The 13,122-nt window shown below is 51.0% G+C and carries 11 protein-coding genes; 4 read left to right on the forward strand and 7 right to left on the reverse strand.

Annotated elements, in window-relative coordinates; genetic code table 11:
• Positions 1–65: 65 nt before the first annotated feature.
• The 3 genes from C2M29_RS03215 to C2M29_RS03225 all read right to left on the reverse strand — a co-directional run bounded on the left by C2M29_RS03215 (position 66) and on the right by C2M29_RS03225 (position 3,782).
• A complete protein-coding gene (locus tag C2M29_RS03215) occupies positions 66–1,751 on the reverse strand; it encodes a carbon starvation CstA family protein (protein ID WP_105188361.1) in 1,686 nt (561 codons plus the stop codon).
• 114 nt (positions 1,752–1,865) lie between these two features.
• On the reverse strand, positions 1,866–2,918 hold the full coding sequence (dinB, locus tag C2M29_RS03220) for a DNA polymerase IV (RefSeq protein ID WP_105188362.1): 1,053 nt from the start codon (positions 2,916–2,918) through the stop codon (positions 1,866–1,868).
• Positions 2,919–3,107: 189 nt separating this feature from the next.
• Complete coding sequence (locus C2M29_RS03225) at positions 3,108–3,782, reverse strand: hypothetical protein (protein ID WP_105188363.1); 675 nt, start codon at positions 3,780–3,782, stop codon at positions 3,108–3,110.
• Positions 3,783–4,126: 344 nt separating this feature from the next.
• Between C2M29_RS03225 and C2M29_RS03230 the strand changes: the two genes are divergently transcribed.
• Entirely contained in the window at positions 4,127–5,446 is a 1,320-nt protein-coding gene (locus tag C2M29_RS03230) for a hypothetical protein (protein WP_105188364.1), read from the forward strand.
• On the opposite strand, the gene C2M29_RS16620 is transcribed toward C2M29_RS03230, so the two are convergent.
• The 3 genes from C2M29_RS16620 to C2M29_RS03240 all read right to left on the reverse strand — a co-directional run bounded on the left by C2M29_RS16620 (position 5,443) and on the right by C2M29_RS03240 (position 6,864).
• Positions 5,443–5,613 carry a hypothetical protein gene (locus C2M29_RS16620; RefSeq protein ID WP_199774850.1) on the reverse strand — a complete coding sequence of 57 codons (171 nt, stop codon included), beginning with the start codon at positions 5,611–5,613 and terminating at the stop codon, positions 5,443–5,445. The two genes, C2M29_RS03230 and C2M29_RS16620, sit on opposite strands and share 4 nt — an antisense overlap.
• A gap of 135 nt (positions 5,614–5,748) precedes the next feature.
• Positions 5,749–6,081, reverse strand: a complete 333-nt coding sequence (locus C2M29_RS03235; protein ID WP_105188365.1) for a hypothetical protein — start codon at positions 6,079–6,081, stop codon at positions 5,749–5,751.
• Positions 6,082–6,096: 15 nt separating this feature from the next.
• Complete coding sequence (locus C2M29_RS03240; RefSeq protein WP_105188366.1) at positions 6,097–6,864, reverse strand: DUF2982 domain-containing protein; 768 nt, start codon at positions 6,862–6,864, stop codon at positions 6,097–6,099.
• A 487-nt stretch (positions 6,865–7,351) separates the two neighbouring features.
• Between C2M29_RS03240 and C2M29_RS03245 the strand changes: the two genes are divergently transcribed.
• The 3 genes from C2M29_RS03245 to msrA all read left to right on the forward strand — a co-directional run bounded on the left by C2M29_RS03245 (position 7,352) and on the right by msrA (position 12,220).
• A complete protein-coding gene (locus C2M29_RS03245; protein ID WP_105188367.1) occupies positions 7,352–8,416 on the forward strand; it encodes an efflux RND transporter periplasmic adaptor subunit in 1,065 nt (354 codons plus the stop codon).
• Positions 8,413–11,511: an efflux RND transporter permease subunit gene (locus tag C2M29_RS03250; protein WP_105188368.1), complete on the forward strand. Its 3,099-nt coding sequence runs from the start codon at positions 8,413–8,415 to the stop codon at positions 11,509–11,511. The genes C2M29_RS03245 and C2M29_RS03250 overlap by 4 nt, the downstream gene beginning before the upstream one ends.
• A gap of 178 nt (positions 11,512–11,689) precedes the next feature.
• Positions 11,690–12,220, forward strand: coding sequence for a peptide-methionine (S)-S-oxide reductase MsrA (msrA, locus tag C2M29_RS03255; protein ID WP_105188369.1), 531 nt, complete (start codon positions 11,690–11,692; stop codon positions 12,218–12,220).
• A gap of 427 nt (positions 12,221–12,647) precedes the next feature.
• Here msrA and C2M29_RS03260 read toward each other — a convergent pair whose 3' ends face one another.
• Entirely contained in the window at positions 12,648–13,106 is a 459-nt protein-coding gene (locus tag C2M29_RS03260; RefSeq protein WP_158684635.1) for a hypothetical protein, read from the reverse strand.
• Positions 13,107–13,122: the final 16 nt, after the last annotated feature.

Consider the following 13,122-nt stretch of genomic DNA (forward strand, 5'->3'; position numbering starts at 1 on the left):
CGCCCCTTTACTACCGGGTGCATAGCTTAGCGCCGCGGCCTGTAAAGGAGCTTGGCAAGCAAGCCTTACGACGAGGCTTTGTTTGCTTGTTCATCACGCCGGTGGGTGACTATGACCGACCAGGCTTCAAGCATGACCAACACGCTAACCACCAGCACAATGGCATCCAGGCTGACCAGCAACCAGTTGCCCTGCTCATAGTATTCGACCAGTTTAATCAAGCCGGCGAAAAAGGCCATGGTAAGTACAAATACCATGGGGATCAGGGTATATATGGCCGGGCGACCCGCCTTAATCAGCATCACCGAAATAACCAACAGGGTCAAACTGGCAAGGATCTGGTTGGTTGAACCAAATAATGGCCAGATGATCATGCCACCGCTGCCCGATGAGCCGCCGGCACCAAAGGCCAGCAGCAAACAACATCCCACCGCGACCAAGGTTGCGATAATGCCATTTTTCAACACACCAAGATTATAGATTTCGCCCCATTCCTGAATAATGTAGCGCTGCAAACGCACCCCGGAGTCCATGGTGGTACCGGCAAACAGCACCACCATCACCGCCAACAGGGTTGAGGCCACTTCGGTGGAGATACCCCAGCCGCTTTCAATGAGATTGGCACCGCCGGTAATAAAGGCGTTCACGCTGCCAGCCCCGAGGTGACTGTAGATCTCATGCCACTCCTCGGGAGAGACGGCCAAGGCCACACCGCTCACCGCCACCAGGGTGATCAGCGCCAAACAGCCCTCGCCCACGGCACCGAGGTAACCCACAAAACGACCGTCGGTTTCCTTATCCAGTTGTTTAGAGCTGGTACCGGAGGAGACGATGCCGTGGAAGCCGGACACCGCACCACAGGCTATGGTCACAAACAACAGCGGAATAATACTTGGGGTATCGACCGCGGTTTGGGTGTTAAAGGCCGGCGCCGTGATATCCGGCATGGACACAAACACCGCCCCATAAAGCAGCACCAGACCCACCAGCAATTGCATGCCGTTGATAAAGTCGCGCGGTTGCAACAGCATCCATACCGGCAGTAAGGACGCAATGGCGGCATAAATAAAGAGAATAATGATCCAGTTAGCCTTATCGGCCAGGCCAAACATTTCCGTGGGCAGAGCCAGTGGCATGGAGCTGCCCATATAGATGGTGGCATAGAGCACACCGACGCCGATGGCACATAACGGAATCAGCGGCACCTTACGGTGCAGCAGCTGACCTATGATCAGCGCCACCACGATGGCCGACCAGGCCGGGAACACCGCATTGGGTTGTGCCACAAAGGAGTTGGCGATCACCACTCCGAACACCGCGTTCACCATCAGCAGCACCAGGAACACCACTATCATAAATAATGAGCGGGTACGCTTGCCGATTACCGACTCCGACAGCGCGCCCATTGACTTACCCTTATGGCGGGCACTGGCCCAAAGCGCTCCCATATCGTGCACACCGGCGAAGAAGATGGTACCTAATACCACCCACAGCACCGCCGGCACCCAACCCCAGTACACGGCAATGGCCGGACCCACTATGGGCGCGGCACCGGCTACCGAGGTAAAATGGTGCCCCCAAAGTACCACCTTGTTGGTGGGCACATAATCGACACCGTCCTCTAGCTCGTGAGCTGGCGTTACAAACCTGTCATCCATGCGAAATATTTTTTCAGCAATAAACTTGGAATACACCAGCCAGCCAAATAACATGCCGATGATGCCAAGCAAGACAATAACAACCGATTGCATAGTCTTCTCTCTTTGTTTTTGTAGTCACAAGGGTTAAGCGTTGTAACGCACGAGCGCGTTTACGCAAAAACTCAGATTCACCTTATCAGCATAGTGTAAAAATACACTAGCGCTTTAGTCTAAGATGCTCAGCTGCTTGACTTCGTGCGGCTCATTGTCTACGCCCACGCCCAACCCCAGAAGCCTCACCTCTGGGGTCACGCCGCGTTCATAGGCCTTGCCCAGCAAGGCATTAAATACCTCGAGGCTAAGGCTGCGCCCACTCTGATCCGCCGTAGTGACATGAAAGTCGGCAAACTTTACCTTAACCGAGAGTTTATTGATGCGCTGGTGTAACTGCTGCTTATCAAGGCGCGCTGTGAGCTCTTCGAGCAGTGCCGGTAACGCTTGTTGGCACTGCTCTAGCGAGGTTTTATTGTATTCGTAGGTGTGTTCCACACTGAGGGATTTGCGCACTCGCTCGGTGCTGACCGCACCGACCACCCGACCGGCACATTTTTGATATAAGGAGGCGCCAAAGTTTCCCAAGTGCTGTTGCATCCAGGCCATGCCCTTATCGAGTACATCCTGACCCTTAAACAGACTGTGGGCATGCAGTTTCTCTATGGTGACCTTGCCGACCCCGGGTATTTTTTTTAGATCCAAAGCCGCTAAAAACGCCGGAACCTGCTCAGGGGTGATCACACACTGGCCATTGGGCTTGTTTTCGTCGCTGGCAATTTTGGCTATAAACTTTATCGGCGCTATGCCGGCGGAGGCCGTAAGCCCGGTTTCGGCATAGATTTCCTGTCTGATTTGCTCGGCGATCAGGGTGGCACTGCCCTTACAGGCACGAGCATCGGTGACATCAAGGTAGGCCTCGTCCAGCGACAAGGGTTCGATCAATTCGGTATAGCGGCGAAAAATCGCCCGTATCTGCTGCGACACCTCTTTGTACACCTGCATGCGCCCGGGCACGATAACCAGCTCAGGGCAGAGCTGCTTGGCATGGTAGTTGGACATGGCCGAACGCACCCCGTATTGGCGGGCGATATAATTGGCGGTGGACAGCACCCCGCGACGACTTTTGCCGCCGATCGCCAAAGGCACCGTGGCAAGCTTAGGGTTATCACGCATTTCCACTGCGGCATAAAAGCAATCCATATCGATATGGATAAATTTCTTCATGGCCAAGAGAGAAGTAAACCGTTTTGCCTATCTTCGCAGATACGCATCAACAAAACCACAAAATACTGTATAAAATACTGTATAGAATTAATGTGAGCGGCAATTACACGTTAAGGCTCAAGGTGGACACTAAAAAACCGGCCTAGGCCGGTTTTTAAAACTCATTGTCTGGGTAATCAAGAAGTCTCTTTATAGCAGGTGCTTACTCGACTTGGCCCACTTGGCAATATCATTACCCAAGGTATTCACGGTATGTGCTAATACGGAACAAGAGCCTTTAAAGCCACCTAAAAAGCCACCCGCCGAATTGCGCGTTTTGCTGGTGCTATCGACCACCTTGCCGTCAATCATCAACTTAGCGGATACTGAGGCCGATTTACGGTGACCAATAAAGGCATTACCACCACTGTAGACATTATCTATGCTCAATTGCAGCACTTTACCGGTTTGTGGCAATTCAGCCTTCACCTGTTTAATTTCGATGCGTTGCGCCTTGGCATATTTAACCAAGGAGTCTGAAAACTGACTACCTAACTGATAACACTCGTTTTTAACGTTATCGGCAATTATGTGGGGCTGCGAGTAGGGTACATTGGCGAGAATGTAGAGCACCTCATTATCGTGTGCAGATTTGGATGCCTTAGCAAGGTTAGCTTCGCTAACCTGGTCCTGTTGAGGGGCCTGAACAGAGGCTTGAGCCGAAGCCTGTGCTGGGGCTTTATCTACTGTGTTCTTGCTCGCTTCAGCACTGCTCACAGCGGCACTGTTACTTTGCAGCTTGGCTGTGCCTGTGGCGGTGTTATTGTCGGTCGAATTACAGCCGCTCAGAGCCAGTGCGGTTAATGCAATAAGTGGATATTTCATATTAACTCCCTTTATTATTGTTTTAAGTCGGACATTGTTACAGGGATGTAATCAATTGTAAAACCCATCTTATTTAAGGGGGTACATGACTCTGCCTTTCCTCAGCCTCAGGTTAAAGAATCTTCTTTAACAACAAAGAGGTGTATAAATCATCCGCATAGCATGTATCACCAACCTGGCGCCTCCATTTCAAGCTTATGAAATAAGGTCAGAAAACCGGTGGCTGCCGACACAACTGTTATACTTAATGCAATAGGCAATAAGGGTGTGGGCACGCCCCTAAAACCGGGTCTTGCCAGCACCGCCACGGCCAATCATCTTCACTTTTTGGAGGAGTGGCAGCTATGTTTAAACGTGTCTTTTACTGGGCTTTGGTCGCACTCGTCGCCTTGCCTCTGACTGGATTTGCAGCCACATCAACCTGGAAGATTGCCTCGCTGGAATGGCCGCCCTATGCCAGCGCCCACATGGAAAACGGTGGCGACGCCATCGCCTCACTGCGCGACCTGCTAAAACCCCATGATATTGCCATTGAAGTCGACTATATTCCTTGGGAGCAAGCTCAGTGGCGCTCCGCTGCTGGCGAATACATAGGCTACTTCCCGGCCTGGCCCTCGGAGGTACGCAGTGGCTTTATCGCCTCGGCACCGCTGGGGTTTTCACACCTTGGCATCTTAACCAAAAAAGACCACGACCTGGATTATCGCAACCTGATTCATCTCTTCGAGCAGTATAAGGTTGGCGTGGTTGCCAGCTATGTTTATCCCGTCAACATACAAAAAGTGCTCAACGAGTATAGGGAAACCATACTCTACGCTAACTCTGAAAAGGATTTGGTGGCCATGCTGCACAGGGGGAGCGTTGATTTGATCCTCGCCAGCCCGGAAGTTGTCACCCATGTCTCGTCTCGCAAACGCGCGAATAGCCTCAGAATGGTCACCCAATTTGCCGACATTCCGCTGGTACTGGCTTTTAGGCAGAGTGAAAAAAACCAAGCCCGCCAAGTACTTTTAAATGACCTGTTACAGCGCCACTTAGATACGAATACCGCATTTACCCGTCCCACAGAGCTGACAGGCACTTACATAGATACGCCCGGGGTTGAGCCCTTTATCCACTTTATCGAGCAGGTCTACGCCGAGCTTGGCATCAGTTTAAAGCTGGAAGCCGTTCCGGCCCGTCGTGGCCTGGTGCTGCTTAATGCCGGAGTGAGTGATATTGATGTTGTGAGAGTGGCGGCCAACATGTCCAGATTTAAGAATATTCGCGTACTTGCGCCTAGCCTGGCGGTCGGCGAACATATTCTCCTGTGTGATAAGGCGGTGCCTTGTAACCTGGCGGCGTTGAGCAAGCCGAGCAACAAGATACTGATTGCCCGCGGCACCCTGGAGTCGCTTGCAGAATTTGATATCAAGGCCAAGCTGGTGTTTAACGAAAAGCTTAAAAGCATACCCGAGTTGCTCAAGCGTTATGAATTTGAATATGCGATATTTTCTACCGTTTTTGGCGATAGCCGGCAGTACGCGGATAACTTTAATGTTTTGCCACTAAGACGGTTTCGTCTCAATCATGTGATTAATCGCAGTCTTGACCCACTGATCCCCGAAATAGAACGCACTATTCGGGACAAGTTAGAAGACTTTACCCCAAACAGCATGCATTAAGGCTTGTTTTGTTTTTTCTTGGTGCGTTTGAACAGGCCCAACCAAAACGCTCCTTCGAGAAAGACGCCGACGATTAATAAGGCCAGCACACCTTTTTCGGCGCCTATGGCATAACAAATTAATGCCAGCGGCAAGGCCCATAGCCAAAGATATTTACGTACGCTCATCGCCCAATCCCTATCTAGTTGATGGCCTTAGGCTATCTAACTTAGCGTTTTTGAACAACAATTGCGCAGCACAAAAGTGTAAGCATGTATTACTAGGAGGGACATCACCGCGCTGCGGCGGCGATCAACAAGGATTTAGAGGTAACCTTCCTGATGAATACGCACAAATAACTTGGTGCCGACTTTGGAGTAATCAATTTTATATTCTTTGCCATCCAACGCCTGGATAAACAGCAGGCGTTTTTCCTCGGCGAAAATATCGGCGCTGGCAACATGCACTACCTCCAGGTAGCGCTCCCTGGCTTCGCGGCGATTGCGCGGTAACGACTCTTTAAAGGGCTCAAGACCATGCTGAGTTACCTTGATTTTTGGGTGGTGTTCACCGTTAACGACCACTAGATCCACCTTTTTAATTTTGTGGATCAGGGTGTTACGACCACTTTTAATAAACGCTCTTTCATCGGCCATGAAGAATTTCCTCTGTCATTTACTACTTGCTGCAGACAGCTCTTGCCGCAACCGGGACACGGTAAGCACCGGGTCTTGTTGCCAACGATGTAACATATAACTGAAGGTCCAAATATCGCGATCCAATGCCGCCGCCGGCAGCAGGATATGGTATCCGGTCAATAGTTTTAAGTTTTTCATTCTATTAGCAAACATGGCCAATAATCCAGTATATTTGCAGCCGGTATCGCTGACATACTCGGTGTCTTCTACCAGCCAATGGGGGGGGCATTCTTTGCCATCATGGCAGTAAGCCTTGATGGCCTGCAGCAGAAAATGGCGCTGCTCTATCAACAAGCGCCCGGCAAGACGCGGCGATAACCGCCGTAAAAACTCGTCTTCATGACGGACACAGATGCCTATTACATTGAGATCCAAACACTCTCCCTGACGATGCACCTGCACCACACCAACCCGGGCCAGGTTACTCACCTGCAACTGCCAACAGCCGTACTTATGGTTATAACTCAGCTTATCGCTATCGAGATAGATGCTATAAAAGGGTTCGCGTAATTTAAGAAAGCCCACCAGCACACCGACTAAAGAGGCGCTAAGAATAAAAATTTCCGCCAGCAGTACCTCACCGGGGCGGAACTTCATGACCGCCACCAGCACCAGTAATACACAGGCGCTGATCAACAAGGTTTGGGCTCCATAACGCGAGCCCTGCGCGCGGATCTTCGCGCCCTGATACCCTTGATCCTGCCGCTCACCTTGATGCTGTGGCGAAGAATTGTGCGCCATAACCCGCCCCCTACTTCTATACTCTACTCTTGAGTGTATATAAAGATACGTGGCAATGGCTAGTTGCCTTTATTGTTCTTGTTTTGTGAACAAAAACTGTAGGGTCTGTTTATCTTTGCGGTTTACTTTATGTTCAATCTAAACGCATTCTGATCACGACGCTTGTTATGATGCATAGTCACTCTATGTACATAGCGAGCAACACAGAGCAGGATGCGTTTAGATGAACCCTTAGGGCAGCGCGTGTAGCGCATTTCTACTGTGTTGTTACATGTTTATGTAGAATAACTACACTACACATGTGCCGCCTTGTATAAATTCACTACAAACTGCTGCAGAAACAAACAACAAAGGTCAACAGACCCTGATTATTCATCACAAAATCGTTATTTTCGGTTAACACACAAAAATACAGGATTGGCGGTCTATGTGTGCGCCGACAAATTCGTAAACTATCTTCGGGCTAAAACAACATAAGGCATTATCAATGAACCACAGTAGGCACTCGGGCAAAGCGCTGTTTCCCGTTTTTATTATTATCTTTTTGGGATTGTGCGTTTATTTGTACCTGCCTAACGGCCAATCGCAACAAAATACCCGGCAAATGCAACCAACCAAGGTGCAGGTGCACACGGTTACACAACAACAACGCGCCGTAAGCGTTGACAGCATCGGCAGCAGCCGTGCCAATCAGGCCATTTTTATTAAAAGCGCGCAGAGCGACTACGCCGATGAGATTTACTTTGACGATGGCGAGCTGGTTAAGGCGCAACAGCTTCTGGTGCAATTGCGTGACACCGAAGAGCAGCTCAGAGTAAAAGAGCTAGAGGCCAACCTCTCCGAGGTAGAACGCCAATTAAATCGTTTGACCGAGCTGGCCCGCTCGCAAGCGGCGGCCAAGTCATTACTGGAAGAACAAAGAGCCAAATTTGAAGCCACTCAGGCACAGCTTGAGGGAGCCAAAACCAAGCTGGCAGAAATGCAGGTGCGCGCTCCTTTTGCAGGTACCCTGGGCAAGCGCATGATTTCTAAGGGGGCCTTTGTCTCCAGCAGCACGGAAATCACCACACTAGATGATATCAGCGTGATCAAGGTCGACTTTAATGTGCCGGAAAAATACCTGGCACAGTTGCGTGTTGGCATGGCAGTTACCGCGCGCAGCGATGCTTACCCGGCACGCACCTTCAAGGGTCAGGTCACTCATGTTGGCTCGCGGGTCGATATCAACACCCGCAGCGTGCCCATCAGCGCCAGCTTTACCAATAACGAAGCCCTATTACGTCCGGGCATGCTACTGAATACCGCCTTGGAACTAAAAACCTATGAGGCCCTGCTGGTACCAGAAAAAGCCATTATTCCCCGCCAGGACAAGCATTTTGTGTTTCAGGTAGTCGATGGCATCGCCAAAGAAGTGGAAGTGAAGGTCGATAAACGCTACAACGGCTGGGTTGGCATCAGCTCAGGCTTACAAGCGGGCGATCAGGTAGTGACAGAGGGCGTTATTAAAATTCGTTCCGGCTCACCGGTGAATGCACAGGAGAGCGAACAGTGAGGATCACCGATACCGCGGTAAAACGCCCCGTCTTCGCCATCGTTATTAACCTGTTGTTGCTCACCTTCGGTTTGGTGGCCTTCTCTATGTTGCCGCTGCGCGAATATCCCGATATTGAAAGCCCCATAGTCAGTGTCAGCACCAGCTACACCGGAGCCTCGGCGGAGATAATCGAAACCAAGATCACCCAGGTGATCGAAAACCGAATTTCCGGCATCGAAGGTATTAAAAGCATTACCTCATCGAGCCGCAATGGTCGCTCCAATATCACCATAGAATTTAATATCGACCGCGATATCGATGCCGCCGCCAATGACGTGCGCGAACGAGTTTCCCGCGCCTTGGATAGCCTGCCGGATCAGGTGCGCCCACCGGAGGTGTCAAAGTCCGACTCCGATGAAAGCCCGATCGCCTGGTTTGTACTTAACAGTAACACCATGGATACCCTGCAATTATCGGACTATGCCCAGCGTTATATCGTCGACCGCCTCGCGGTTGTGGACGGCGTCTCCAATGTCCGCGTTGGTGGTCAACGCCAATACGCCATGAAAATCTGGCTTAATCGTCAGGCCATGGCCGCTCGCGGCATTACCGCCGCCGATATCGAGCGCGTGCTGCGCGCCGAAAACGTTGAGCTTCCGGCCGGGGAAATAGAGTCTAAAGACCGTGATTTCTCGGTTCGCACCGCCCGTAGTTACCTCGATCCGCAGGATTTTCGTAATCTCGTGGTGGCCCGCGGTGATGGCGGTTACCTGGTACGCTTAAATGAAGTAGCCGATGTGCAACTTGAAGCCGCCGACGAAGAAAGTATGTTCCGTGGTAACGGCCGCAATATGATAGGTCTGGGGATAGTTAAACAGGCCAAGGCCAACACCCTGACCGTGGTGGAAAACGCCCGCAAAGAGTTGGAAAACATTAAACGCAACCTACCCCCGGGTACGACCATAGAAGACAGCTACGACTCGTCCATCTTTATTAAAGAATCGATTAACGAGGTGTATCGCACCCTGGCCATTTCCATGGGTCTGGTGGTGTTAGTCATCTTCTTATTCCTTGGCAACATTCGCGCCACCCTAATTCCGGCGGTAACCGTGCCGGTGGCGCTGATCGGCAGCTTTATGTTCCTGCTGGCCATGGGCTACTCCATTAACCTTCTTACCCTGTTGGCATTGGTACTGGCCATCGGCCTGGTGGTGGATGACACCATTGTTATGCTGGAAAACATCCACCGTCGTATCGAGCTCGGTGAGCCGCGCCTGCTTGCCGCCTATCGCGGGGCTCGCGAGGTGGGTTTTGCCATCGTCGCCACCACCCTCGTGCTTATAGCGGTATTTGTGCCCCTGGTCTTTATGGACGGTCGTATCGGCGCCCTGTTCACCGAATTTGCCATGGCGGTCAGTGCTGCGGTGTTTTTCTCCAGCGTGACCGCGCTGACGCTCTCCCCTGCGCTGTGCTCCAAGGTGCTTAAACAAAGTGCCAACTCGGGACGCTTTAGCCAATGGATGGACCGTCAGTTTGCCCGCTTAGAAGGCGCCTACGAGCGCACCCTGGCAGGCAATATTCGCCGCTCCGGCATGCTCACCATTATGTTGATACTGGCCGGCGCCGCCTGTTATGGCCTGTTTCAAAAAATTCCATCGGAATTAACACCCAAAGAAGACCGCGGTACCTTCTTCGTGATGATGAATGGCCCCGAAGGCGCCAGCTACGAAAACAACGCCGAAAACATGGCCAAAATTGAAGAGCGTCTGCTGCCTTATGTGGAGTCCGGCGAGCTTAACCGTGTGCTGGTGCGTGTGCCTGGCTGGGGCGGCCAGGGCGGTGTGGCCATTATCGGCATGGCCGACTGGGATGAGCGCAAGCGTGATACCTGGTCGGTGATGGGCGAGATCAGTGGCAAGATGCGTGAAGTGACCGACGTCCGCGCCTTTGCCATTATGCGTCGCGGCATAGGCGGTGGCGGCTCATCGCGCCCCATCGAATTTGTGCTGCAAGGCAATGATTATGACGAACTGGCCGACTGGCGCGATCGCATCATTGCCCGCGCTCAGCAAAATCCGGGACTGGTGCGTATCGACCATGACTATAAAGAGACCTTCCCGCAATTTTTGGTGAGCATAAATAAAAACAAGGCCGCCGATTTAGGGGTGTCGGTCTCGGATATCGGCCGTACCCTGGAAACCATGCTGGGTCAGCGCCGCGTCACCACCTTTATAGACCGCGGTGAAGAATACGATGTGATCTTAAAGGGTGAGAAACAAGACTTTGCCAGCCCTCAGGACGTGTCAAATATCTATGTTAATTCCCGCTCCGGCGAGCTGGTGCCGTTGGACAGCCTGATCACCGTTTCCGAAGAGGCCACCGCTTCACGCCTAAATCGTTATAACCGCATGCGTGCCATTACTCTAAGCGCCAACCTAGCCGATGGCTACACCCTGGAAGAGGCGCTGAGCTTCCTCAACCAGGTGGCGATGGAAGAAAATGACATCGACGGCGCCATCGACTACAAGGGCGAGTCGCAACTCTTCTATGAAGGAGCCTCGGCCATGGTGTATGTATTTATCCTGGCGCTGACCGTGACCTTCCTGGTGCTGGCGGCGCAGTTTGAAAGCTTTGTGCACCCCTTTGTGATCATGCTGACCGTGCCTTTGGGCATTGCCGGCTCGCTGTTTGGCCTTTACGCCACCGGGCTGACCCTGAATATCTACAGTCAGATAGGGATTGTTATGCTCATCGGTCTGAGCGCGAAAAACGGTATCCTGATTGTGGAGTTTGCCAACCAGTTGCGTGACAAGGGCATGGAGTTTAGCGCCGCGCTGTTGCAAGCGTCCAAACAGCGCTTACGTCCTATTATCATGACTTCGCTGACCACGGTTATGAGCTCGGTGCCCCTGGTACTGGCCAGCGGTCCAGGGGCGGAAAGTCGCCTGGTAATAGGTGTGGTGATCTTCACCGGCGTCACCGTGGCCACCTTGCTGACCCTGTTTGTGGTGCCCAGCGCCTATTATGCCCTGGCGCGTAAAACCCAATCGCCGGAGTTCTTGCAGCATCGCCTCAACAACCAGGCGCAGCAGCATCCGTTACAGGAGGAGTAACGGCAATAAAAAAGGCAGAGCAATCTGCCTTTTTTGCTTGTACCAATTCTGTTAAGTATGTGATCAGATATAGCGCTGGATAAATGATTGGCTATTTAAGTGAATTGGTATTAAAGCAACCGCTTAGCACTTAATCGCGCTACACTTGAACTAGATAATGCAAACAGGAAGCTGAGTAATGAGTGAGCTACGCACAGCCACCTTCGGTGGTGGCTGCTTTTGGTGTATCGACGCCGCATTCAGGCGAGTCAAAGGCGTGCAACAGGTTTCTTCCGGCTACAGCGGCGGTCATGTTGAGCACCCCACCTATCATCAAATTTGTGCCGAAGACACAGGTCACGCCGAGGTGGTGCAGCTGATCTACGATGAACACATGATTGACTATCCCACGCTATTAAAGATGTTTTTCGCCCTGCACGACCCCACCACCTTAAACCGTCAGGGCAATGATATCGGCCCCCAGTATCGCAGCGTGATCTTTTACCATGGCGATCAGCAAAAACATCAGGCCGAGCTGGTGATGGAACGTCTGCAAGAGCACCTGGACGATGCCATAGTCACCGAACTCGTTCCGGCCCAGGAGTTTTATGCCGCCGAGAGCTATCATCAGGATTACTTTAGCGCCAATCCTCAGCAGCCCTATTGCAACCTGCTTATTGCTCCGAAAATAGCCAAGTTTGAGAAGGAATTTGATGCATATTTGGTGTGACACATTATTGCTTTTGGCTTACAGCCAAAGCAGTCAATGCCCAGTAACCTCCTGACAAAAGCATATAAGTTTAGATCTTGTCGCGGTGGCGACGACACCCAAAGGGTGGTTTACGCCAACCACCCCTTGGAACCCCAAGGCGCCCCAACATTGCATTATTTCCTCAACGCGCCACGAGAAATGAACGTAACCAACATGCACAGCACATCCATGTACTGGGCATGTTTTCACCCGTAATCCCACGGGCGATTACTCTTCTCGTCTCGCGTTTCGGATGCAATGTAAGGGGGTTAGGCTGTTACACCAGCGCTCTACAGCAAGATTATCGCAATCTATAATGCAGTTAAGAGCCAATAGCGGAAGTTTGGTAACGCTTCAAGCATAGGCGCTTGCGTCCTATGCCTTGACTTATTAGAACTTTTTTAATTTAGCTTTCATTTGTGTTATTTATCTTAGCAGAAAGTGTTAAACAAATAGCCAAAATACATGCTGCAAGAGTACCAATTTTTAAATCTGGAGAAACATAATCATTTTGCGAATTGAAATCAGATAATTGTGCTATGAAGTCATTAATGCGCTTTTCTAAATCTTTGGGTTCTAAAGAATGAGCAAGTTTATTACGTAGGCCATTCAGTTTTTCTATGCTTGACCATAGATTGTCATTTGAATCTTCTTTTGAGATTGCTCTTGCAATACAAAGAAGGTGATGAAATGAGAAACGTGCATCTTTTAATTTGTTAGGGCGCGAAAAATTTAAGCCTACAAACTCTGTTAATAGCTCCTCAACCAATAAATGCCCCTTCAACACAACAGTCACTTTATCAGTACTATCTAATGGAAGATGTGCAATAAATCTGTTTAGGTCTTTATTTGTGCGATTTGACACTTTCTCTCCATTGAGT

This window comes from Pseudoalteromonas sp. T1lg48, from assembly GCF_002964785.1.
Classification (GTDB): Bacteria; Pseudomonadota; Gammaproteobacteria; order Enterobacterales; family Alteromonadaceae; genus Pseudoalteromonas.

Coding starts and splice junctions, on each gene's coding strand:
- C2M29_RS03215 (WP_105188361.1), bottom strand. CDS start 1,751: ATGCAATCGGTTGTTATTGTCTTGCTTGGCATCATCGGCATGTTATTT.
- dinB (WP_105188362.1), bottom strand. CDS start 2,918: ATGAAGAAATTTATCCATATCGATATGGATTGCTTTTATGCCGCAGTG.
- C2M29_RS03225 (WP_105188363.1), bottom strand. CDS start 3,782: ATGAAATATCCACTTATTGCATTAACCGCACTGGCTCTGAGCGGCTGT.
- C2M29_RS03230 (WP_105188364.1), top strand. CDS start 4,127: ATGTTTAAACGTGTCTTTTACTGGGCTTTGGTCGCACTCGTCGCCTTG.
- C2M29_RS16620 (WP_199774850.1), bottom strand. CDS start 5,613: ATGAGCGTACGTAAATATCTTTGGCTATGGGCCTTGCCGCTGGCATTA.
- C2M29_RS03235 (WP_105188365.1), bottom strand. CDS start 6,081: ATGGCCGATGAAAGAGCGTTTATTAAAAGTGGTCGTAACACCCTGATC.
- C2M29_RS03240 (WP_105188366.1), bottom strand. CDS start 6,864: ATGGCGCACAATTCTTCGCCACAGCATCAAGGTGAGCGGCAGGATCAA.
- C2M29_RS03245 (WP_105188367.1), top strand. CDS start 7,352: ATGAACCACAGTAGGCACTCGGGCAAAGCGCTGTTTCCCGTTTTTATT.
- msrA (WP_105188369.1), top strand. CDS start 11,690: ATGAGTGAGCTACGCACAGCCACCTTCGGTGGTGGCTGCTTTTGGTGT.